This is a genomic window from Paenibacillus sp. LjRoot56 (genome assembly GCF_964253335.1).
Taxonomy (GTDB): domain Bacteria; phylum Bacillota; class Bacilli; order Paenibacillales; family NBRC-103111; genus Paenibacillus_E; species Paenibacillus_E allorhizoplanae.
In genome coordinates this window covers 44738-67500 of record NZ_CAXURV020000007.1, presented here as the reverse complement: position 1 = coordinate 67500, position 22763 = coordinate 44738, and the positions used below count along the sequence as shown (strand labels likewise).

The window sequence follows — 22763 nt, the reverse complement described above, 5'->3', positions numbered from 1 at the left end:
AAACTTAAGTCCGGGAGTCAGACAGTGAGTGCTAAGATCCATTGTCAAAAGGGAAACAGCCCAGACCATCAGCTAAGGTCCCCAAGTGTGTGTTAAGTGGGAAAGGATGTGGAGTTGCACAGACAACCAGGATGTTGGCTTAGAAGCAGCCACCATTGAAAGAGTGCGTAATAGCTCACTGGTCGAGTGACTCTGCGCCGAAAATGTAACGGGGCTAAACACGCCACCGAAGCTATGGCTTGCACGTATGTGCATGGGTAGGGGAGCGTTGTATGTACGTTGAATTCTGACCGTAAGGACAGGTGGAGCGCATACAAGTGAGAATGCCGGTATAAGTAACGAAAAGATCAGTGAGAATCTGATCCGCCGAAAACCTAAGGGTTCCTGAGGAAGGCTCGTCCGCTCAGGGTAAGTCGGGACCTAAGGCGAGGCCGAAAGGCGTAGTCGATGGACAACAGGTGGAAATTCCTGTACCACCGTAGCCGTTATGAGCAATGGAGTGACGCAGAAGGATAGTGACGCGAGCTGATGGATGCTCGTCCAAGCAGTGAGGCTGATGTGTAGGCAAATCCGCACATCGTAAGGCTGGGCTGTGATGGGGAGGGAAATTTAAGTACCGAAGGTCATGAGTTCACACTGCCAAGAAAAGCTTCTAGCCAGGCGAAGGTGCCCGTACCGCAAACCGACACAGGTGGGTGAGAAGAGAATTCTAAGGCGCGCGGAAGAACTCTCGTTAAGGAACTCGGCAAAATGACCCCGTAACTTCGGGAGAAGGGGTGCCTCGGTAGGGTGAATAGCCCGAGGGGGCCGCAGTGAAAAGGCCCAAGCGACTGTTTAGCAAAAACACAGGTCTGTGCGAAGCCGCAAGGCGAAGTATACGGGCTGACGCCTGCCCGGTGCTGGAAGGTTAAGAGGAGTGGTTAGGGGCAACCCGAAGCTATGAATTGAAGCCCCAGTAAACGGCGGCCGTAACTATAACGGTCCTAAGGTAGCGAAATTCCTTGTCAGGTAAATTCTGACCCGCACGAATGGCGTAACGACTTGGGCGCTGTCTCAACGAGAGATCCGGTGAAATTTTAATACCTGTGAAGATGCAGGTTACCCGCGACAAGACGGAAAGACCCCATGGAGCTTTACTGCAGCTTGATATTGGACTTTGGTACGATCTGTACAGGATAGGTGGGAGCCTTTGAAGCCTGAGCGCCAGCTTGGGTGGAGGCATCGTTGGGATACCACCCTGATCGTATCGGAGTTCTAACCTGGTACCGTGATCCGGTATGGGGACAGTGTCAGGTGGGCAGTTTGACTGGGGCGGTCGCCTCCTAAAATGTAACGGAGGCGTTTAAAGGTTCCCTCAGAATGGTTGGAAATCATTCGCAGAGTGCAAAGGCATAAGGGAGCTTGACTGCGAGACCTACAAGTCGAGCAGGGACGAAAGTCGGACTTAGTGATCCGGTGGTACCGAATGGAAGGGCCATCGCTCAACGGATAAAAGCTACCCTGGGGATAACAGGCTTATCTCCCCCAAGAGTCCACATCGACGGGGAGGTTTGGCACCTCGATGTCGGCTCATCGCATCCTGGGGCTGAAGTAGGTCCCAAGGGTTGGGCTGTTCGCCCATTAAAGCGGTACGCGAGCTGGGTTCAGAACGTCGTGAGACAGTTCGGTCCCTATCTGTCGCGGGCGTAGGAAATTTGAGAGGAGCTGTCCTTAGTACGAGAGGACCGGGATGGACGTACCGCTGGTGTACCAGTTGTCTCGCCAGAGGCATCGCTGGGTAGCTATGTACGGAGGGGATAAGCGCTGAAAGCATCTAAGCGCGAAGCCCCCCTCAAGATGAGATTTCCCAGTATGTAAGACCCCTTGTAGACGACGAGGTTGATAGGTTCGAGGTGGAAGTGCGGTAACGTATGCAGCTGACGAATACTAATCGGTCGAGGGCTTAACCTAATCCCAACCAAGTGAAGATAAGCTTTGTAGCGAATTCCGACTACTTGATTGGGGCCCAGAAAATCCTAAGAACATCTAACTTTACGTTGAAGTTTCGTATCTAGTTTTCAAGGCGCAAACAAACGCTTTGACTGTTTGGTGATGATGGCGGAGGGGACCCACGCGTTCCCATCTCGAACACGACCGTTAAGCCCTCCAGCGTCGATGGTACTTGAACCGCAGGGTTCTGGGAGAGTAGAACGTTGCCAAGCAGTTTCCCTAACGGGAGCTTATATTAATGACGCGGGGTGGAGCAGCCCGGTAGCTCGTCGGGCTCATAACCCGAAGGCCGCAGGTTCAAATCCTGCCCCCGCAACCAATGATTTGAGTCATTAGCTCAGTTGGTAGAGCACCTGACTTTTAATCAGGGTGTCGTAGGTTCGAATCCTACATGACTCACCATTTGCCTTATTTACCAGTATGCGCGTATGGCGGAATTGGCAGACGCACTAGACTTAGGATCTAGCGGGCGACCGTGGGGGTTCAAGTCCCTCTACGCGCATCAAACATCCCCAAGTCGTATCTTACGGCTTGGGGATCCCTATGCGGAAGTGGCTCAGCGGTAGAGCATCGCCTTGCCAAGGCGAGGGTCGCGGGTTCGATCCCCGTCTTCCGCTCCATTTTTTCTTAAGCGCCCTTAGCTCAGCTGGATAGAGTATTTGACTACGAATCAAAAGGTCGGGAGTTCGAATCTCTCAGGGCGCGCCATTTTTATCACAATCGTATCGGGACGTAGCTCAGCTTGGTAGAGCACCTGCTTTGGGAGCAGGGGGTCGCATGTTCAAATCGTGTCGTCCCGATCAAGAAAGAAAGCATAGACTGTCAGCTTCATGCTGATTGTGTCTATGCTTTTTTGTTCATTGCCGTCTACTAATAACTGGGATTCAAGTTAGTGTTGGTGTATAGTAGACAGGGAGGAGGGCTACAAGATGGAACTACGCTGGAGACGGAATCTATTTATTTTATGGATTGGGGCATTCTTTTGCGCGATGGCGTATACACTCTCGATCCCGTTTATCCCTATATTTTTACAAGAAGACTTGGGTATACATAGCGGTTTGGAGGCATGGTCGGGGATCACGTTCTCTGTGAGCTTTCTCGCAAGTGCAGTTATTGCACCTTTCTGGGGTTCCCTAGCTGACAAATATGGCAGGAAACCGATGCTGCTCCGTTCAGGGCTAAGCTTAAGCGCCGTCTATTTTCTTAATTATTTCGTAAATGATCCGTATACGTTTATTGTTGTTCGTGTTCTGCAGGGACTTATGGCGGGTTATATTCCCGCATCGATGGCGTTAGTTAGTACAAATACACCAGAGAAGCATGTTGGTTATGCCTTAAGTGTCATGTCCACGGCGACGGCAGCTGGGAGCATCCTAGGGCCACTTTTCGGGGGCATGCTCAGCCACTGGGTAGGGACAAGAGAATGTTTCTTGGCATCTGGATTTGTCGTACTCATTTCTGCTGTGATCGCCGTAGTCGGCGTGAAGGAAGTGCATCACAAGAAGGCAGGCGCACGCCCGAGTGTGCTTCAGGATATTAAGCAAGCGACTGCCAATAAGCAGTTATTATCCATTTTTGGATTAACCGTATTAGTGGCAACTTCGGTGATGATTTTAGAACCGCTTTTAACGATTTATGTCGTGCAAATCGGTGGAAGCGCCAAGGGTGCATCACTGAGTTCGGGTATTATTTTCTCGGCTGCAGGTGTAGCGACCGTCATCATGGGATCAAGATGGGGCATTATCGGGCAGCGAATCGGCTATGACAAAACACTGCTCATTGGCTTAATTGGTGGCGGTATTGGGAATTTGCTGCAATTAGTGGTACATAGTCTAATTGGTTTCGGTGTGCTTCGGTTCAGTTATGGGTTGTTTTTCGCTGCAGTCTATCCGGCCCTGAGCGCGCTTATTGTGAAAGCTTCCGATGCTGACTTCCGAGGGAGGGCGATGAGTCTTAACCAAACGTCAAATCAATTAGGGATGATGATCGGTCCCTTGATAGGCGGATTCCTAGGCGGTCTAGTGGGGATTCATTCTGTATTTTTATTAACAGGATGTGCGTTACTGTTAGCAGCTGGTGTGTTACAGCTCAATATGAGGAAGCAAATGAAACAGATATCTGCGGACTGAGGTTTTAATGCGATTAGATTTGTAAATAAAGATATACATACGCGATCACAGAAGGAGCGAATCTAAGGATGTTGAAGAGAACAGTAGGCCGTTTGAATAGGGAAACCTCTGTGTTGATGTTTGGTGCAGCTAGTCTTGGCCAGGTTACACAGCAGGAGGCAGATGCCTCGATCACTTTCGCGCTGGCACATGGCGTGGATCATTTTGATACAGCGGCGAGCTATGGAGACGCAGAAGTGCGGATGGGCCCGACAATAAGCCGGGTGCGGAATGATATCTTTTTAGCTACCAAAACAGGGCAAAGAACGAAAAAGGAAGCAAAGGAAGAAATCTATCGCTCCTTGGAGAGAATGAAGGTAGATTCCGTCGACCTGTTACAACTGCATGCGGTGGGATCGATGGAAGAATTGGACCGCTGCACGGCAAAGGGTGGGTCGCTGGAAGCGGCATTAGAAGCGCAAAGTGAAGGCATTGTGAAGGAAATCGGGATCACAGGTCACGGGCATCAGGCACCTGCGGTTCATCTGGAAGCGCTAAGGAGATTTCCTTTTGCCACCATACTCTTCCCGCTGAACTACTACATGTATGGCTTACCAGACTATCGTGAGGCTGTAGATGCACTGATGGAAGAAGCAAACAAGCAGCAGACGGCGATTCGGGTGATCAAAGCCATTGCGAAAGCACCTTGGATTGAAGGGGCGGAGCGTCCGTATGCGACGTGGTATGAGCCTTTTGATCAGCAGGAGATTATCGATGCCTGTGTGCACTTCGTGCTGTCGTTCCCAAGCGTATGCGGTTTTGCGAGTGCGGGGGATGTGCATTTATTTCCCAAAATCGTGGATGCCGTTGAGCGCTATGGTACGATGAGCAAGGAGGACATGGTACGAATTCTGAGTGGGATTAGTGGATATACGAGTGTTTTTGGAGCACCGACGTCGATTGCTTAATGTGATAAACCTTCACCCTATCATTGATGGGTTGAAGGTTTTTTTGTGTCTTCCTGCACGTATACGACACTTAATGGAGCCATCATACGAATAGCTATGAGGTACGTTAGGGGGAATGTAATATGTTGAAAATAAAAGTTTTATCGCGGCGCTTCTGGCAAGTTAGTGTTGGCGTAGTTCTAGTCATGGGTGTGTGTGTGGCGTTAATGAGCACTTTGTACATAAAAGGACTTGATGTATCGCTGTTGAGTCAGCCGCTACCAGAGGCATCTGTCGTGCTTGATAAGAATGGTCAAATTGCTTCTCAGTTGTCAGCGTCAAAGATCGATGCTGTGCCTTTTAAGGACATCCCGCAGGCATTGGTCGATGCCATTGTCGCGGTGGAGGATCGACGTTTCTTCGAGCATAAGGGGGTAGACATGAAGTCCATCTTCCGCGCAGTTGGCCGGGATGTGCTCAAAGGAAGCTATTCGGAAGGTGCCAGTACCATTACGCAGCAATTAGCCCGAAATCTTTTCTTAACAGCGGATAAAACGGTAGGTCGTAAATTGCGGGAAGCAGCGTATGCCATCAAAATAGAGACGAGCTACAGTAAGAATGACATTCTGGAAATGTATCTGAACAAGATTTATTTCGGTGAGGGCAGTTGGGGGGTACAGGGGGCTGCGAAAACATATTTTAATAAAAATGTGACAGACCTCACCTTGCCAGAAGCTGCAGTGTTAGCGGCATTGCCGAAGGCACCTAGTCATTATTCCCCTTTTCAAAATGAAGAGCAAGCGTTGGAAAGAAGGAATACGGTTCTCAAATTGATGCTGAAAGAAGGTAAAATAACTCAGCAGGATTACGAGAAAGCCAATGCTTCAGCACTTGGAGCCGTGAAGACGGTCAATATGGATGAGGCGAAAGGAAGAAATCGGGCGTATGTGGATGCTGTGATTGATGAGGCTGTAACTCTCTACGGTTTTACGGAGGAACAATTACTAACAGGCGGTTTGCGTATTACGACAGAGCTAGATCCAACGGTACAGAAAGCAGTAATTGATGTAGTTAACAATAACAGTCTGTTCCCTGAAAGCAAGCCAGATCAGCTCATTCAGAGTGGTGCTGCTATAGTCGACCAGAAAACAGGTGGTGTTAGAGCACTAGCTGGTGGACGCGGGGAAGGCGTATTTCGAGGCTTCAGTCATGCCACCCAGTTGAGGAGACAGCCAGGATCGGCTTTTAAGCCAGTGGCTGTGTATGGCCCTGCTCTGGAGTTAGGTTACAAGCCGTCAACCATGCTGTTTGATGGACCGTTGAATATCGAAGGCTACCAGCCTCAAGATTGGGATCACCAGTCAAGGGGACAAGTATCGATGCAAGAGGCCATTACTTCATCTTGGAATGTTCCTGCAGTGTGGCTTTTACACGAGATCGGCATCGACAATGGCTTGAAGTTTGCGAAGTCTTTGGGGATAACTTTACCCGCACAAGACCGGCAGTTGGGTATTGCGCTTGGCGGGCTTTCCGAGGGGGTATCTCCGCTGCAGATGGCGCAGGCTTTTAGTGCTTTTGCAGCGAAGGGCGTCTTAAACCCTGCACATCTCATCGCCAAAATAGAGACAAATGATGGACACCTGCTTGTTCAAGCGAAAGCAAAGGGACAGTCGGTGATGAGCGCTGAAACGGCCAACACGATGACGGCGATGCTGCAGACGGCCGTAGCGCAGGGGACGGGGAAGAATGCGGCTATGAATCGTCCTGTGGCGGGTAAATCGGGCACAACTCAGCTGCCGGGAACGAAGGAATTCGAGGGAATAGGCAGCGGAAGTGCTAAAGATGCGTGGTTCGTTGGCTATACGCCGGAACTGACGGCAGCGGTATGGGTTGGTTATGACCGAACGGATGCGACGCATTATTTAACAACATCGGGTGGGGCGGTCCCTGCCGTACTATTTCGTGAGATGTTGAGTCGTGCGCTAGCTCAAACACCTGTTGTACCTTTTGACATTCCGGTGAGTGTTGAGGGACCTCAGAAGGATAGCTCCACCTCGAATGAATCAGCAGCGAAGAAGGACAAGGGACAGCAAAAGCAAGCTGAACAGGGGCATGGACATGGTAAAGAGAAGAAGAAATAAGTAAGAAAGCCCTCGAAATCCGATTAAGGAGGACGAGGGCTTTATTTGTTTCTAGTTAGTCTTGTTTATTGTTGTTACCGGGCTTTTTATCATTGTTTTTGTCTTTTTGAGGTTTCTTATCGTCTTTCTTGTCATCTTTTTTGTCATCGCTCTTGGTATCTTCTTTGTCTTCTTCGTTGTCATCGGCATGTACGTTCAAATGAACATTCAATTTGCCGGCTTCTAAATTGTATTGTTTGGCGAGCTGCTGGCTCAAGATCTCTCGCGCATTGGGTGCAGATAAGTCAATAGAACCCAGAAGTTTAGAGATCCAAGCTTGAGCTTGCGATCCTGTGAGATGAATTCTGCCGGCATGCGGAGACTGGATGCTCAGATCATACTGAGAACCATGTGCTCCCTTGGATTGTTTTAAATGAAAGTTGAAATGCTGCCCATCTACACTAACGTCCACATCCTTCAGGTCAGATCGTTTACCTGGTGGGGAAGCTTCTGGCTTATTGTCCACCTTCGTAGGAGAAGAGGTTGGACTTGCAGATGAGTTGGGAGCTACTGTAGCAGGGCCAGATACTGGAACGGGTGCAGGTGATTCACTCGGAACGGGAGAGACAGGCTGTGTTGGTTCAGAAGTGCTTGCGGTTTCTGAAGATCCCTTCACATAAGCGGCTTGTTTTTTGTTATTCAGAATGACCTCGATCTCATCCCCAGAGTGTAAATCGCTTAACTGAGCTTTCTCGTCATTCATGAACACCCAGACGGATGAAGCCAAAGGAACGGTTTGATCACCAGTACCCGTATGTAAAGTAATCGAATCTGCCGTCAGGACCGTAAGCTTACCTTGGATGGATGTAGATGTTGTTTCACTGGATGAAGTTGCAGCATACGCTGTCCAACCACAGAGCATCAGGGTAGCTATGACAATAGCAATAATCGTTATTTTCTTTCTTTTGTGCATTCTAAACACCTCCGCTAACAGCTTTCGAGCCGAAGGGAGGTTTTAGGACGGTATACGTAAAACTAGATGTTGAAAGTTAGGAGGCTAATCTGTGTCAGATTGCAGGCGCTGCATGAATTCTTCTGCTGCACTGTATCCTTGTTGACGCAGATACCAGCTATTGGCAGCAGCTTCGATAAGACCGGCTACATCGCGTCCGGGTTGGAGTTGGATCTCAATATGGGGAATAGAAATGTCCATATAGTCGGTGAAAGTGGGCTCTAACTCTAAATCATTGTTTAGAGCGTGTTCCTGCCACTTGGTCAGCTCGATATCGAGCACAATGCGTGTTTCATCTTGAAAAGCTTTACGGCCATAAAGCCGTGAGACATTGATGAGTCCAACGCTACGCAGCGCGAGGAATTCTTTCGTTTTGCCATTGTGTGTGCCGAGCAGCGTTTCTGGGCTAATTTTCTTGAGCACGACGATATCATCGGCGACTAGACGATGCCCTCTGCGGATCAGCGTGTGGGCTGTTTCGCTCTTGCCAACCCCGGACTTCCCGCGCAGGAGGATGCCGATCCCTGAAACATTGACGCATACCCCGTGGACGGCGATCTCCTGAGCAAGCGATTTACTCAAAAATAAATCAACCAAGTCCTGGAATTTGCTCGTAGGTGCGCTTGTGCGGAGAAGGGGGATTTTCTCTTCTTCGCAGTATTTCTTTAAGTATTTCAAGCCTTCTTGGTTTCTCGTTACGACGAAACAAGGGGGATGATATTTCACAATATTACCAATGTGCAAATTTCTTTCATTTTCGCTGAGTTTATGTAAGTAAGTAATTTCTTTGCGACCTAAGAGCTGTACATGTGCTTGTGGAAAATATTCAAAATAGCCGACAAATTCCAGACCGGGGCGGTGAGCCTTCGTTTTGGTAATAGGACGGTGGAGCTCCGAATGGCCAGCGAGGATTTCGAGCGAAAAGCGTTCAACTAAATCTTTTACAGTGACGGACTTCAAACGGGTGCTCCTCCTTCGAGTTGTGCGGTAGTCAAGTAAACCTAGAGTAAAGATAAGCTCTACGTGATATGCCTATCTGTCTTTACTAAATTCTCTTTCACCTAGTCACAATCCTTTATTGAAAGCGCTTGAACATAGGATATGAAAGCATTTCTTGTCGATAGCAAGCTTTTATTGTTGCTTTTGGATGTTATGTTGGTATGATGAAAGGAAAGCATGAGGGGGATTGAACAAGATGAGTGTTGCCTATAAGAACTGCCAGAGCTGTGGGATGCCTCTCGCTCGTGATGAGCAAGGCGGCGGTACGGAGAAATCGGGTAGTAAGAGTAAGATGTACTGTAGTCATTGCTATCAGGATGGGGTGTTTACGATGCCTCATCTAACGGTTGAAGAGATGAGAGAACTAGTTAAAGGGAAATTAGTGGAGTTTGGCTTTCCGAGATTTCTAACGGGGCTATTTACGAGAAATATCCCTAAACTGCAAAGGTGGTTATCTCATAAGTAAACCGAATAATGTACTTTAGGCATAGTGCTGGACGGTAAATGTAAAGTGTGTCTTCCAAAAGTTGCCCGTGCCATCGACTAAGAAAAAAATAACGCTCTGCACCTTGATGGTGTAGAGCGTTTTATAATTAATCTCCTACCTAACCACCTCTCTGTATGTAAAAGCAGCTATCTGTGAAAGCCGCATTTTTTGGCAAGTGTTGGCCATGTTGAGAGAAACATGCTTTCCCACCTGTCTTCAGGTAATACGAGGATCCATCTCGCGATTTGATCCAAGCCCATTTCGTAAAGCGTGTGAAGCACTTCTTCTTTTTCTGATCCGGTTTTTAATGCTAACATCTCAAAACCACCTCAATCGAATGTATTCAAACAATTATGTATATGCAAATTTTTGAAAATATGTGACGGTTATTTTCAAAATGGTAGTAAGCAAGCCTAGGAAGAGGCTTGTTCTTTGGGCCATTTGAAAATAAAAGGGTCAGATTTAAGGTAGGCTTGTCTAAGAATTGGAGGAGAATTTGGATAAGGTGGACAAAAGAGTGAACAACACAAAAGGTATCCTCGTAGGAGACACGAAGGATACCTATTACATGATTCACTTTAGCTGATTCCGTATGCTCGGATCAAGCGTTTGGAGCACCTGAGCAAGTTCCTCATCTGATATCGACTCTCGCCCGTACCGCACTCGATTATACGCCGTGGTAAGCGTGTGAACCGAAGCTTCTGCAAGCTGTGTTTGATGCGTGAGCTCCCAGCCTGTTTCATTAGGGGTTAGTGCACGCTTGAAAGTGTAACCGCTCTTGCTCGCTTGCCCAATTAACCCACGGTACAGATAGCGGATACGCTCCTGATTGTTCGGCAGTTGTGACCAAGACGGCTCGCGATTGGATGTTGACCACAGCTTCGAGCTTGCTTTGCGCCACCACAAGTTAGGGATCTCTCTCCAATCGAGCAGGGCTTCTTTCTCATCGGTATAACCGTCAGTTGTATCACCTTGCTCACGACGCAGCGATCGCTTCCAAAAGCGCCGAATGAGGGCGAGAAGCGCTGGTGCAAGCTTCATCAAGATCAGATAGAGGCAGCCGAGGATGAGTGCAATGACTAACACATAGCCTATAATTTGCACAAGATATTGCATGAGAATTCCAAACCAACCTGGTTCATGGGGTGTAGCTGGTGGTAGTTCCATAGGAGGCGGTGCTGAAGGGCTGGCTTCAGGAACAGCAGGTGGTTCTTCGGATGACATCAATCCCAGCAGCCAAGCTAGGGTGCCATGTAGAAGCCGCATAAGCGCTTGCTTGACTTGCTGAAAGTAACCGACGGCAGCGATAACCGCAATAAAGCCGATTAACCAGATACGACTGGAACGTTTCACGGTTTGAGACAGTGACGAGGCGGCAGCGCGATCATTCCCTGCTAAGGTAGCGACAAGAAGCTGCGAGCGATTCGTTATAAAGAAGAAGAGGATCAGAGTAGCGAATCCGAGCCCGTTTAAGGCTATTTTGTATGAAAGCATAAGCTCCACTCGGGTCATAATGGGTACACCAATGAAGTACATCACACCAGAGATTACGAAAACACCAGGTGGATAAAGGGAGTGCCATCCATCTTTGGTATACCGAATCCCCCGATAGACGAGTAGTGCACCAATTGCCGCACCTAAAGCAACGTGCAAGGGTTCCATTTGACATACATAAGATAATCCGTAACCAGCAGCAACACAGACAAGGAACTCGTACCCTTTGCGAGAGAGCCATCTCAACTGTCCCAAGTAGGCGCCAATCACGAAGCTGAGTAGTAGTTGGATACATGTCAAACCAAGCGAGCTATCAAATACATAAACTTGAGATAACGTAACTAGTGGAGCAAAAATAACCAGTTCGACGAAGCCGAATAAGAATGCAAGACCGCATCCCTGTAAAAAGTAGGATAAACGAGACGGCGGAGAATTCGTTTGATTAAGCAAGGGCTTGAGCATTGGATGGAGCCGCCTCCTTATCGCTGAGATCAAGAAGATTATGCTGCAAGGGGACAAGGAAGACGGAATGTCCAGATGCTTCGAGTCGTTCGATGCTGCGTGCCATCCCTTCAGAAACGAAGGCGGTCAGCAGGATGATATCGAGCGCCTCACCTTCCACCTCGATGCCATAATCGAGAAAATCTTCACAGGAACGGGCACAAGAGATCGCGAGCTTCGCCATCGTTTGAAAAAGATGTTCCAACTGCCCCCAGCCGCCTTCAGGCGCACAGTACACGGGAACACCTGGTTCATTCAGCAGCCAACCGTTATAGCCAAAACCGACAGGAACTCCTCGGCTAACGGCATGTTCGGCTAATGTTGCCGCGTAGGAGAGGGCTTTTTCGACCAGTTCAGGGTCAGTTACGGCGTCCCACATCGTTTCGGTGACTTGACTGTTAACGACGATAAGTAATCGGGGATCTGCCGTGAATTCTCGGTTGTACACCTGAAGCCGCTGGCTGCGCGCTGTTGCTTTCCAATGAATGCTATTCATCGTATCTCCATAGCGGTATTCCCTTGCACCGGAAACGAGAAATGGATCAGGCATGATCCACCGCTGGACTGTTACATCGCCTTGCCAACGGCTAGACAGGAGCGGAATGTCATCGCGATTCACCAGGCGCGGGTATACTAGTAGCTCTACATGTATGCGATGTGTGGTAGAGGCCGCTTGTAAACCGACGAAATCACCCATCGTTGCAGCGATGGTTTCCAGCTTGTACCAGCCGCGTTTCGCTGCATGCACACCATGGCGCCGCACGATGCGGGTATAGGGCATGAGGCTGAATAGACTGCGATGATTTTGAAAAAGGGAGCCGCTGCTCACTTCCAGATTATTCATTTGCGTGAAGTGGAGTCCGGCATGAATCGTTGACTCCAAGCGCAGCCAGGGAATCGGCGCAAGCTTACGATTCACGATGGTTTCAATCATGAGAATATCATCGCCGACATGGCAATGTTTTGTATTAAAGGTTCGTTCAATGCGAAGTCCGCGAAACCCCCAGCGAGCGAAAAACTGAAACTGGAGAAAGAAGAGAGCGGCAGCGATAATGACTATCCAGCTTATGCTCATCCGTCCGTTACCCCATCTTCACTTCCGTAGGAACGGGGGTAGCGGCAAGTATGTTCGTCAGCAGCGCATGCACCTGCTGATCCTGTTGGCGCGAGCGCGTGCGCAGCAGGACGCGATGCGCCCAGACGGGCGCGACCAGCGCCTTGACGTCGTCCGGCAGCACGTAATCGCGGCCGCGCAGCGCCGCGTACACTTGCGCCGCCTTCATCAAGGCGCGTACGCCGCGCGGGCTGACACCGAGCGCGGAGTCCGCATGCGTGCGCGTCGCTTCCGCGAGCTGCACGATGTAGTGCAGCAGCTCGTCGCTGACGCGCACCTGCGTGAACAGGAGCTGCGCTTCGAGCAGCTCCGCGCGGCTCACGACCGGCAGCAGCTGCTCCAGCGGATCTTGCTGCTGGTAGCGCTGCAAGATCAAGACCTGCTCGGCTGCCGTTGGATAGCCGAGGGACAACTTCATCAGGAAGCGGTCGAGCTGTGCTTCCGGCAGGGGAAAGGTCCCCTGATTCTCGACAGGGTTCTGCGTGGCAATGACGAGGAACGGCGCTTCGAGCTTGCGCGTTTCCCCGTCGATGCTGACCTGGCGCTCCTCCATGCTCTCCAGCAAGCTGGATTGTGTGCGCGGTGTAGCGCGGTTAATCTCATCGGCGAGCACGATGTGCGCGAAGAGCGGACCTGGGCGGAATTCGAACTCGCCCAGTTTCTGATTGAAGAAATTGATGCCGCTTACATCGGACGGCAGCAAGTCGGGCGTGAACTGGATGCGCTTCATGGAGCCATCGAGGGAGCGGGCTAGTGCTTTGGCCAGCTGGGTTTTACCTGTGCCGGGCACATCTTCGAGCAGCACGTGACCGGAAGCAATCAGTGCGATGACTAGGAGCTCGACGGTATCATTTTTGCCTATAATAACGTGACCAACGTTTTCTGTGATACGGGAAGCGATACGTTCAATAGGTGCGATATTCAAATGATTAACCTCCTAAATAATGAATGATGCGAATGAAATGAGACAGGGGAACAATAAGTGTGTTAATAAGAAAAGGTAGTGGCGACAAGGTTAGTAAAAGGGGAACGTCGTTCCGCTATTTCGCCGATTGTGCTGATCTTTAGACTCGAAAGGGAACGTAGATCCACTATTTCACGGAAAAGCAGTTGGAAACCTCTATTTTCGAGAAAATAGCGGAACCTCGTTCCCTTTAGGTGCGAAAATGGGCTATTTTAAGAAAATAGCGCACTGAGGTTCCCTATGGGTTGTCAGAATGGTGGGGTTTTGGCACTGAGGTTCTCCATGGGTTGTCAGAATGGTTAGGTTTCGGCACCCAGGTTCCCTTTCGTTATCGGAGTAGTCGGGATTGGCATACAGGTATGCAGGTTCCCTTTCGGGTCTGAATACCTGTTTAAGGTGTCAAGATTTACATATGCTCCATGCTTATTTTAACACCTAACAGGGGATTTTTACCAATGTTTCCTCGGACAAGCGTCGATTCCAGAGGTAGGTATCCTTGGGCAGTAATCGATTCTATTTGTATATTCGATGGGCAGTGAGTACAATGGTGGTGATAATGAGAAAACCATGAGCGTTGTTGCTAAATTGGGGAGTCCTGGGAGGTCAGGCATGTACAAGCTGCTGTTAGTAGATGACGAAGAGGATGTACGCGAAGGTGTCGTCCGTGAAATAAATTGGGAAGCGATTGGCTTTGAAGTTGTCGACAAGGCGGAGAACGGGAAAGAAGCGCTGGAAATGGTCGAACGTCTGCAGCCGGATGTGGTTGTGACGGATATTCAGATGCCTTTTATGAATGGTTTGCAGCTTGCTGAAGCAATTAGAGAGCGCTTTCCCACGATTAAGCTCATTATCCTGACGGGTCATGATGAATTTGAGTACGCCCAAAGGGCAATTAAGCTGCATATTGATGAATATGTGCTGAAACCATTTTCCGCACAGGAGCTGGTGAATGCCCTTTTGAAGGTAAAAGGACACATCCAGGAAGAGGTTGCGCATCGTGAGGATGTGCAGCTGCTTAAGGAGCATTACCGCAAGAGTATGCCGGTGCTGAAGGAGAATTTCTTAGCGACATTAATGAATCGGAAGCTCCCGCGGGACGAGGTATTTGAGAAGGCAGCGAACTATGGGATAGCGCTTAGCGGCAATAGCTATGTGGTTGCCGTTCTGAGCATCGATGGGGTCTTTATTTCGGAAGAAGACCTGGAGAATCGGGAGGAACTGTCGAAGTCGATATCTTTGAAATACTCGGAGGATCAGGCGTTGAAATATTTCGCCCTCTTAAATATTACCGAAGAAATCGCGGGCAAGCGCGGCCTCGGACTCGTTTTCATGCATGATGATCAGGTTGTCTTGTTAGCAGCGAGTGAGAATAAGGACAAGGAAGCGGCGCTGCAGGAAACGATGAAGGTGCTGGAGGAAATTCGGCAGAGTGTGGAAAAATATTTGAAGTTCACCCTTACTGTTGGGGTGGGCAGTGTGATGAAGGACGTCACGAAGATCAGCTATTCGTATGAAGATGCTGTACTTTCCCTCGACTACAGGCTTATTCTGGGCAGCAATCGCATGATTTACATTGATGATGTGGAAAAGCGCAGCGTGGATAAGATTCGTTTTGACGATGTGAAGGAACACGCGTTGACCCGCTGTATTAAGGTAGGCACATCACAAGAGATCCGAGAGACGATTGATGAACTTTTTCAGGGCATCGAGGGCGGGGTGTCGGTTAAAGATTATCAGATCTATTTGCTTGAAATTCTTACTTGTATTCTGAAAGCAGCCAAGGACTCGAACCTGAATGTTGACGAGGTATTTGGCGAGAGTTTCATCCCTTTCACGGAGATTAATAAATTCACTTCCTTGGAGGAAGCTAAGCATTGGTTAGCCGAGCTCTGTGCGAGCATGATGAGTCACATTGCAACGGATCGTCAATATACGTATAAAAACCTTGTGGATCTAGCGAAGGATTATACGAAGAGCCACTATCATGAAGGCGATATCAATATCAATAAGGTGTGCGGACATCTGCATATCAGTGCGGGTTATTTCAGTTCCATTTTCAAAAAAGAAACCAAAATGACCTTCGTGAACTATTTGAACCACATTCGGATGGAAGCAGCGAAAGAGCTTTTGCGTTCTACGGATATGAAGGCGCTAGAAATCGCTGAAAAGGTGGGCTATGCGGATGCTAATTATTTCAGCTTCTCCTTTCGCAAAAATGTGGGCGTTTCCCCGAAGGAGTATCGCAATAACAGCGTCAAGGGGCCATAGGGACTAGAAGGGGGAGAGTTGCTTTGAGACGCAGAGTGAGTACGCTGCTGAAAGCTTTATATAACGTCATGCTCGATACGATGCGGGTAAAAAGTATTCAGTTTACCATAACGATGTCATTCATTCTTATTACCGTAACCGTCATGCTCGTTGTCTCCTTGGTGCTCTATAATAAATTTGCTAAAACAGCAGAAGAGAGTGCCTTTCTGAGTACGGCCCAGGTGATTGAGCAGGTGCAATTCAACCTGGAGCAGTACATCAAGGGGATGTCAGATACGTTCGAAGTTGTAGATGCCAAAATCGCCAAAAGCCGCGGCATCCCGTCGGACAAGCTGCTCGAACAGCTAGACACGATCGCCAGTACGCGTGAAGATATTGTGTCTATTCATCTGTTTACCGCGGATGGCGGATTGGTCACCGGTGTACCAACGACAGCGATGCGCAAAAATACACGGCTGCTCGAGCAGCCGTGGTTTCGGTCTGCCCTCGATAACCCGAACCATCTAACGTTTTCTTTGCCGCATATCCAGAACCTATTCAAAGATCCCTACAAGTGGGTGGTTTCCATGAGTAAAGGGGTCACGATCGAGCAGAATGGGAACTTGGTGGATGCGGTTATTTTGGTGGACATTAATTTCAAGACATTGGACGATGTGTTTCGTACGGTTTCTCTCGGTAAGAAGGGCTATGTCTATATCATTGACGATTCGGCAGGCAGTATTGTGTATCATCCGCAGCAGCAGCTTATTTATATTGGTCTCAAATATGAGAATGTGGAGCAAGCACTCAAATTTTCGTATGGCCGATATATGGATGTTAGCGAAGGGGAGTCGCGGTTAAACGTTGTGCGGACGGTCAATAACATCGGATGGAAAATTATCGGTGTCTCCTATCTCGATGAAATTGTGACGACGCGCAAGGAAATTTCGACGTTCATGATTTGGTTGTTAGTGATCGTACTGTTCTTCATTTTGTTGATTTCCTCGTTCATGTCAGCGCGTATTTCCCAGCCGATTAAACGACTGAAGAAGTCCATGGAGATGGTGGAGAAGGGGCATTTCGACACGTATATTCATGTGCGTGGAGCTGATGAGGTCGAACAGCTTTCGCGGCGCTTCAATCTGATGGTTTCGAGGGTTCGCGAGCTGATGGATCAAAGTATCGCTGAGCAGGAGATTAAGCGGAAGAACGAGCTGGAAGTTCTCCAATCGCAGATTAATCCGCATTTTTTATACAATACACTCAATTCGGTCGTTCGAATGGTTGGCAATGGGAGGACGGAAGAGGTCGTGACGACGATCACATCGCTGTCGAAGTTTTTCCGGATATCGCTCAGCAAAGGCAAAAACATTATTACGATCGGAGAAGAGATCGAGCATATTCGCAACTATTTGATTATCCAGAAGATGCGTTATAAGGACAAGTTTGAATATGAGATCCACGTCTCGGAAGATGTGCTTCCCTACAAAACGCTCAAGTTGATTCTGCAGCCTTTTGTGGAAAATGCGCTCTATCACGGTATCGAGTATATGGTGGATGAAGGGTTGATTGAGATCATTGTCACGATGGATAAAGGGAAGATTCTCTTCGAGATTCGAGATAATGGTGTCGGGATGTCAGAGGAAACACTGAAGAGTATTATGACTGGTCAGGTGAAAAGTGAAAAGGGCTCAGGTGTGGGACTGCGAAATGTGCATGAGCGGATTCAGCTTTATTTTGGCATGGACTATGGGGTCCACGTAAGTAGTGAACTGGAGGAAGGAACGATCGTTCAAATTACGATTCCAGCCATATTGGATGAAGAAGGGGGGAGTGAAGGATGAGATGGAAACCACTACTGATTGCAGTTCTCGTCGCTCTTCTCTCGATTTCCTCTTGCACCGAAAGTGTGGAAACCTTGCCTACTGAGCAGAAGAAACACCTAGAGGTTATTCTTCGCAGCCAAGAAGGCGACTATTGGAAGACAGTAAAATTGGGCGCAGAGGTCGCGGCTAAGGAGTTTGATGTGACGTTGGACTTCCGAGCACCAGGTGATGAGGCTGATGTGAAGGGGCAGATTGCCTTGATGGAGCAGTCGATTTCAAGCCTTCCTGATGCGATTGTCTTAGCGGCTAATGACTATAAGGAGCTTTCTCCTATCGTAGATGAAGCGGGTAAAGCGCATATTCCCGTAATTACGGTAGATTCTGAAGTAGAGACGAAGAATGTGCGTAGTTTTATTGGCGCGGATAACTATGAAGCAGGTCAATTGGCAGGCCGACAACTGATTAAGCTGATCGGTACGAGTGGGCAAATTGCCATTATGAGCTTTAGGAAAGGGGAGCGAAACACGGAACTGCGGGAAAAAGGGCTATTAGACGAAATATCGAAGTTTCCCGAAGTTCAGGTGATCGATAAGGTATACAGCTTAACGGATCGGGAGCTTTCGGCTCAACTCACGCATGAAGTCATCGACAAACATCCAGAGCTGGATGGGATTGTGGCACTGAATGAAATCTCCTCCATTGGCGTTGCCAGTGCGGTACAGAGTCGGAATTTGAATGATAAGGTGAAAATCATCACGTTTGACAGTACCTCTGAGGAGCTAGAGCTGCTCCAAGAGGGGGTCATTCAAGCAACGATTATTCAAAATCCGTTTAGCATCGGTTACTTGGGCGTGAAAAGTGCGGTAGATGCCGTTAAAGGAAAAACGGTGCCAAAGCGCGTGGCAACAGGGATTAAGGCGATTGATTTGAACAATATGTTCTGGTCAGACAATCAAAAATTGCTATTCCCATTTATTAAGTGATTGAAAGTGATGAGAATTTCGATAGAAGACATGAGGATATTGCATTTGTTTATGGCTTTTGAACCATTATAGTAAGGAATGTAAACAAACAATATACCTTTTAGGGAGGGTCTTATCTTGAAAAAATTACTTACACTTGCCGTAGCAGGCGCTTTGGTTGCAACCGTTGCAGGTTGTGGAAATAAAACAGAAACTCCAGCAGCATCAACAGCTCCAGCAGCTTCCACAGGTGCAGCAGCAACTACAGCTCCAGCAGCTGGTAAAAAACCAACAATCGGTGTAGCGATCTATAAATTTGACGATACGTTCATGTCTGGTGTTCGTGCAGCGATCTCCGATGCGGCGAAAGATAAAGCGACTGTTGATATCGTAGACAGCCAAAACTCCCAACCAACACAAAACGATAAAGTTGACCTTTTCATCACGAAAAAAGTAAATGCACTTGCGATCAACGCAGTTGACCGTACAGCAGCTGGCGTTATCATCGATAAAGCAAAAACAGCGAACATTCCAGTTGTCTTCTTAAACCGTGAGCCACTTGATACGGACATGAAGAAATGGGATAAAGTTTACTACGTAGGCGCTAAAGCTGAGCAATCCGGAACAATGGAAGGCCAACTATTGGTTGACTACTTCAAAGCTCACCCAGAAGCTGACAAAAACAAAGACGGTAAAATCCAATACGTTATGCTTAAAGGCGAGCCAGGACACCAAGATGCTGAGCTTCGTACGAAATTCTCTATCCAAGCCATCACGGATTCCGGTATGGGTGTAGAAAAAGTTGCAGAAGATACAGCCATGTGGGATCGCGTTAAAGGTCAAGAGAAAATGGCAGCATTCCTTGCGTCCAGCGAAAGCAAAATCGAAGCTGTTCTTGCAAACAACGATGACATGGCGCTTGGCGCAATCGAAGCTTTGAAAGCAAAAGGCTATTTCAAAGACAACAAATTCCTTCCAGTAGTTGGTGTAGATGCAACAGCTCCAGCTCTACAAGCTCTTAGCGATGGAACTCTTCTAGGAACAGTTCTAAACGATGCGAAAAACCAAGGTGCTGCAACAACTAGCGTAGCAACAGCTCTTGCTAATGGTTTAGTACCAAGCAAAGAAACAACTGGCTATGATATCACTGACGGTAAATATGTTTGGATTTCCTACAAAAAAATCACAAAAGCTAACATGAACGAAGCGAAGTAATTGTGAGAATGGGCAAGAGAGGCGATATCAGAGCAACAATCGCGCTTTTGCCTTCCTTTTTTGGAAACCCGTGAAGATAAAGAGAAATAAGCTTCGAATAAAGGCTTCACTTTGTGGGGATTATCGTGAGCTGTAGGGGGAGTTACCATGACTGTACATGACTATTTATTGGAAATGAATCAAATCTCCAAAGAGTTCCCCGGCGTCAAAGCGCTGGATAATGTCACCCTCAAAGTTCGTCCAGGAAGCGTACATGCGCTAATGGGAGAGAACGGCGCGGGTAAATCGACGCTCATGAAATGCTTGTTCGGCATTTATAAGCCCGATGGTGGAGAAATTAAGCTTAATGGCGAAGTCGCTTCAATTACGAACTCTAAAGATGCGTTAGCGAATGGTATTTCGATGATTCACCAAGAGCTTCACCCCGTTCCACATCGCAATGTGATGGAGAACATTTGGTTAGGCAGATTCCCGCTAAAAGGTATCGGACCTTTGAAATTAGTGGACCACAAAAAAATGCGTACAGATACAGAGAGTTTGTTCAAACAACTCCAAATGGATATTAAGCCGGATACACTGGTTGGTACCTTATCGGTATCCAAAGTGCAATCCATTGAAATTGCCAAGGCTGTTTCTTTCAATTCGAAAGTCATTGTTATGGATGAGCCGACTTCATCGCTTACGGGTAACGAAGTTGAGCAGTTGTTTCGCATCATTCGCGATCTGAAGAGCCGCGGTGTTTCGATCATCTATATTTCACATAAAATGGAAGAGATTTTGGAAATTTCGGACGAAGTAACGATTATGCGTGATGGTACCAAAATTGGTACATGGGCATCTTCCGAGCTTACCACAGATATGATCATCTCCAAGATGGTTGGACGTGATTTGAAAGAGCGTTTCCCTGAGCGCAGTAATGTGCCCCAAGGCGTATTGATGAAGGTAGAGGACCTGACTTCGGTCGTTCCTAAATCGTTCAAGAATGTGTCTTTTGAGCTGAAAAAGGGTGAGATTCTCGGTGTCGGCGGCCTTGTAGGGGCACAACGGACAGAGTTGATTGAATCCCTGTTTGGGATGAGAGGTATTGCTTCAGGAAGCATCTCCATTCATGGGAAGCCTGTGAAGCTGAAATCGCCGATGGATGCGATCAAGCAAAAGATAGCTTTGCTGACGGAAGAGCGCCGCGTTACAGGTATTTTCCCTGTGTTATCGGTTTTGGAAAACACCGTCATTGCCAATTTGGGACGATACATGAATCCATTTGGCTTCATTCAAGAAGCAAAACGTAAAGAAGAAGTTAAACAAAGTATCGAAATGCTACGCGTGAAAACGCCGAATATGCATGCGCTGATTAAGAACTTGTCCGGTGGTAATCAACAAAAGGTTTTGCTGGCCAGATGGCTGCTTACGGAACCTGAAGTACTTCTTCTCGATGAACCAACTCGGGGAATTGATGTAGGAGCCAAATTTGAGATTTACTCCATCATTGCTGACCTTGCGAAGCAGGGGAAAAGTATTATCATGATCTCTTCTGAAATGCCCGAGCTTCTTGGGATGTCAGACCGAATTATGGTTATGTGTGAGGGACGTCTTACGGGCATTGTAGAAGGAAATAAAGCAACAGAAGAAGAGATTATGCGCCTTGCTGCACAGCATATGGCATAATGGAGGGGGCCTAGAACCATGACTACAAAAACAGAAACATTGAAATCCAGAGACCTTAGCGGGTTCATTACCAAATACGCTATCTACATCGTACTAGTTGTTCTAGTTATTGGGATCGCGATTTATGATCCACGTTTTTTATCCGTAAGTATCCTACGTGATATCTTATTGCAGTCTTCCACACGTGTCATTATCGCGTTGGGTGCAGCGTTCATTCTTATCACAGGCGGGACGGATTTATCCGCAGGGCGAATCGTTGGTTTATCGGCGGTTATCTCCGCTTCTATGCTCCAAACAGAGGAGTATGGCAGAAGATTTTTCCCAGACTTACCGCAATTGCCAATGTTTATTCCGATTCTAATTGCTGTTGTAGCGGGTTTAATCGTTGGGTTAATTAATGGGATTGTCGTTGCTAAGTTCCGAGTCCCGCCATTCATTGCGACATTAGGAACGATGGTAGCTGTTTATGGTGCTAACTCCTTGTACTTCGATATGAAGCCAAACCAATCACAACCAATCGGTGGTCTCCGTCCTGATTTCAGTAGTCTGGGAACTGGAGCCATTGGATCAAGCTCAACATACTCGATTCCTTATATCGTTATTTTCGCGATAATCGTCTCGGTTATTGTTTGGATCGTATTTAATAAAACAAAGCTAGGTAAATATATGTACGCGATTGGTGGCAACATTCATGCCGCTGTCGTTTCTGGGATTAACGTAAATCGTTACTTGATCTATATTTATGCGATTGCAGGTGCACTTTACGGACTTGCAGGGGTATTGGAAGCAGCAAGAACTGGTGGAGCAACGAATAACTATGGTAACATGTACGAGCTTGATGCGATCGCGGCTTGCGTTGTCGGCGGTGTATCAACTTCAGGTGGTATCGGTACGGTACCAGGTGTTCTTGCAGGGGTATTGATTTTCAGTGTTATCAACTACGGTTTGACGTTTATCGGTATTAGCCCATACTGGCAGTTAATTATCAAAGGTGTAATCATCGTTGCTGCAGTAGCGTTTGATATGCGGAAATATATGAATTCGAAGTAAGTTATGGAGGCTGTCGATATTCTCGGCAGCCTTTTATAATCGAGATTCATGTAAGCGTTTACG

Annotated in this window: 16 protein-coding genes, 6 tRNA genes and 2 rRNA genes (1 of these 24 cut by a window edge); 18 read left to right on the top strand and 6 right to left on the bottom strand. The window is 47.9% G+C overall.

Features of this window, described 5'->3' with window-relative positions:
* The 11 genes from ACSQ8O_RS34895 to ACSQ8O_RS34845 form a co-directional block, all read left to right on the top strand.
* A 23S ribosomal RNA gene (locus ACSQ8O_RS34895) occupies positions 1–1950 on the top strand (it extends 965 nt beyond the left edge of the window).
* A gap of 134 nt (positions 1951–2084) precedes the next feature.
* Positions 2085–2201, top strand: a 5S ribosomal RNA gene (gene rrf, locus ACSQ8O_RS34890).
* 30 nt (positions 2202–2231) lie between these two features.
* Positions 2232–2308: transfer RNA gene (locus ACSQ8O_RS34885), tRNA-Met, on the top strand.
* A 7-nt stretch (positions 2309–2315) separates the two neighbouring features.
* Positions 2316–2391: transfer RNA gene (locus ACSQ8O_RS34880), tRNA-Lys, on the top strand.
* A 20-nt stretch (positions 2392–2411) separates the two neighbouring features.
* Positions 2412–2491 (top strand) — tRNA-Leu (locus tag ACSQ8O_RS34875).
* 43 nt (positions 2492–2534) lie between these two features.
* A tRNA-Gly gene (locus ACSQ8O_RS34870) sits at positions 2535–2609 on the top strand.
* Positions 2610–2620: 11 nt separating this feature from the next.
* Positions 2621–2697 (top strand) — tRNA-Arg (locus ACSQ8O_RS34865).
* A gap of 18 nt (positions 2698–2715) precedes the next feature.
* Positions 2716–2789, top strand: a tRNA-Pro gene (locus ACSQ8O_RS34860).
* 129 nt (positions 2790–2918) lie between these two features.
* Positions 2919–4118, top strand: coding sequence for an MFS transporter (locus tag ACSQ8O_RS34855; RefSeq protein WP_436245470.1), 1200 nt, complete (start codon positions 2919–2921; stop codon positions 4116–4118).
* A gap of 68 nt (positions 4119–4186) precedes the next feature.
* A complete protein-coding gene (locus ACSQ8O_RS34850; RefSeq protein WP_436245469.1) occupies positions 4187–5065 on the top strand; it encodes an aldo/keto reductase in 879 nt (292 codons plus the stop codon).
* A gap of 122 nt (positions 5066–5187) precedes the next feature.
* Complete coding sequence (locus ACSQ8O_RS34845; RefSeq protein ID WP_436245468.1) at positions 5188–7185, top strand: transglycosylase domain-containing protein; 1998 nt, start codon at positions 5188–5190, stop codon at positions 7183–7185.
* 55 nt (positions 7186–7240) lie between these two features.
* On the opposite strand, the gene ACSQ8O_RS34840 is transcribed toward ACSQ8O_RS34845, so the two are convergent.
* Positions 7241–8137, bottom strand: coding sequence for a hypothetical protein (locus ACSQ8O_RS34840; protein WP_436245467.1), 897 nt, complete (start codon positions 8135–8137; stop codon positions 7241–7243).
* A gap of 84 nt (positions 8138–8221) precedes the next feature.
* Entirely contained in the window at positions 8222–9136 is a 915-nt protein-coding gene (hprK, locus tag ACSQ8O_RS34835) for an HPr(Ser) kinase/phosphatase (protein WP_173121521.1), read from the bottom strand.
* Between the two features lie 235 nt (positions 9137–9371).
* Between hprK and ACSQ8O_RS34830 the strand changes: the two genes are divergently transcribed.
* Positions 9372–9641, top strand: a complete 270-nt coding sequence (locus ACSQ8O_RS34830; protein ID WP_436245466.1) for a zinc ribbon domain-containing protein — start codon at positions 9372–9374, stop codon at positions 9639–9641.
* Positions 9642–9808: 167 nt separating this feature from the next.
* Here the strand turns inward: ACSQ8O_RS34830 and ACSQ8O_RS34825 are convergent, their stop codons facing one another.
* The 4 genes from ACSQ8O_RS34825 to ACSQ8O_RS34810 form a co-directional block, all read right to left on the bottom strand.
* Positions 9809–9979 carry a hypothetical protein gene (locus ACSQ8O_RS34825; protein WP_155993910.1) on the bottom strand — a complete coding sequence of 57 codons (171 nt, stop codon included), beginning with the start codon at positions 9977–9979 and terminating at the stop codon, positions 9809–9811.
* A 256-nt stretch (positions 9980–10235) separates the two neighbouring features.
* Positions 10236–11618 carry a DUF4129 domain-containing protein gene (locus tag ACSQ8O_RS34820; protein ID WP_436245465.1) on the bottom strand — a complete coding sequence of 461 codons (1383 nt, stop codon included), beginning with the start codon at positions 11616–11618 and terminating at the stop codon, positions 10236–10238.
* Positions 11599–12732 (bottom strand): DUF58 domain-containing protein, encoded by a 1134-nt coding sequence (locus ACSQ8O_RS34815; RefSeq protein ID WP_436245464.1) that lies wholly within the window; start codon positions 12730–12732, stop codon positions 11599–11601. The genes ACSQ8O_RS34820 and ACSQ8O_RS34815 overlap by 20 nt, the downstream gene beginning before the upstream one ends.
* 7 nt (positions 12733–12739) lie before the next feature.
* Positions 12740–13696: an AAA family ATPase gene (locus ACSQ8O_RS34810; RefSeq protein ID WP_436245463.1), complete on the bottom strand. Its 957-nt coding sequence runs from the start codon at positions 13694–13696 to the stop codon at positions 12740–12742.
* A gap of 648 nt (positions 13697–14344) precedes the next feature.
* Here ACSQ8O_RS34810 and ACSQ8O_RS34805 point away from each other — a divergent pair.
* The 6 genes from ACSQ8O_RS34805 to mglC all read left to right on the top strand — a co-directional run bounded on the left by ACSQ8O_RS34805 (position 14345) and on the right by mglC (position 22700).
* On the top strand, positions 14345–16003 hold the full coding sequence (locus tag ACSQ8O_RS34805; protein ID WP_436245462.1) for a response regulator: 1659 nt from the start codon (positions 14345–14347) through the stop codon (positions 16001–16003).
* Between the two features lie 68 nt (positions 16004–16071).
* A complete protein-coding gene (locus ACSQ8O_RS34800; protein ID WP_436245579.1) occupies positions 16072–17826 on the top strand; it encodes a histidine kinase in 1755 nt (584 codons plus the stop codon).
* A complete protein-coding gene (locus tag ACSQ8O_RS34795; RefSeq protein WP_056620303.1) occupies positions 17823–18791 on the top strand; it encodes a substrate-binding domain-containing protein in 969 nt (322 codons plus the stop codon). Before ACSQ8O_RS34800 ends, ACSQ8O_RS34795 begins: the two co-directional genes overlap by 4 nt.
* Before the next feature lie 117 nt (positions 18792–18908).
* A complete protein-coding gene (locus tag ACSQ8O_RS34790) occupies positions 18909–19985 on the top strand; it encodes a galactose ABC transporter substrate-binding protein (protein WP_216855935.1) in 1077 nt (358 codons plus the stop codon).
* Positions 19986–20132: 147 nt separating this feature from the next.
* Positions 20133–21650 carry a sugar ABC transporter ATP-binding protein gene (locus ACSQ8O_RS34785; protein WP_436245461.1) on the top strand — a complete coding sequence of 506 codons (1518 nt, stop codon included), beginning with the start codon at positions 20133–20135 and terminating at the stop codon, positions 21648–21650.
* A gap of 18 nt (positions 21651–21668) precedes the next feature.
* Complete coding sequence (mglC, locus tag ACSQ8O_RS34780; protein ID WP_056620298.1) at positions 21669–22700, top strand: galactose/methyl galactoside ABC transporter permease MglC; 1032 nt, start codon at positions 21669–21671, stop codon at positions 22698–22700.
* Positions 22701–22763 lie beyond the last annotated feature (63 nt).

Coding starts and splice junctions, on each gene's coding strand:
- ACSQ8O_RS34855 (WP_436245470.1), top strand. CDS start 2,919: ATGGAACTACGCTGGAGACGGAATCTATTTATTTTATGGATTGGGGCA.
- ACSQ8O_RS34850 (WP_436245469.1), top strand. CDS start 4,187: ATGTTGAAGAGAACAGTAGGCCGTTTGAATAGGGAAACCTCTGTGTTG.
- ACSQ8O_RS34845 (WP_436245468.1), top strand. CDS start 5,188: ATGTTGAAAATAAAAGTTTTATCGCGGCGCTTCTGGCAAGTTAGTGTT.
- ACSQ8O_RS34840 (WP_436245467.1), bottom strand. CDS start 8,137: ATGCACAAAAGAAAGAAAATAACGATTATTGCTATTGTCATAGCTACC.
- ACSQ8O_RS34830 (WP_436245466.1), top strand. CDS start 9,372: ATGAGTGTTGCCTATAAGAACTGCCAGAGCTGTGGGATGCCTCTCGCT.
- ACSQ8O_RS34825 (WP_155993910.1), bottom strand. CDS start 9,979: ATGTTAGCATTAAAAACCGGATCAGAAAAAGAAGAAGTGCTTCACACG.
- ACSQ8O_RS34820 (WP_436245465.1), bottom strand. CDS start 11,618: ATGCTCAAGCCCTTGCTTAATCAAACGAATTCTCCGCCGTCTCGTTTA.
- ACSQ8O_RS34815 (WP_436245464.1), bottom strand. CDS start 12,732: ATGAGCATAAGCTGGATAGTCATTATCGCTGCCGCTCTCTTCTTTCTC.
- ACSQ8O_RS34805 (WP_436245462.1), top strand. CDS start 14,345: ATGTACAAGCTGCTGTTAGTAGATGACGAAGAGGATGTACGCGAAGGT.
- ACSQ8O_RS34800 (WP_436245579.1), top strand. CDS start 16,072: ATGCTCGATACGATGCGGGTAAAAAGTATTCAGTTTACCATAACGATG.
- ACSQ8O_RS34795 (WP_056620303.1), top strand. CDS start 17,823: ATGAGATGGAAACCACTACTGATTGCAGTTCTCGTCGCTCTTCTCTCG.
- ACSQ8O_RS34785 (WP_436245461.1), top strand. CDS start 20,133: ATGACTGTACATGACTATTTATTGGAAATGAATCAAATCTCCAAAGAG.
- mglC (WP_056620298.1), top strand. CDS start 21,669: ATGACTACAAAAACAGAAACATTGAAATCCAGAGACCTTAGCGGGTTC.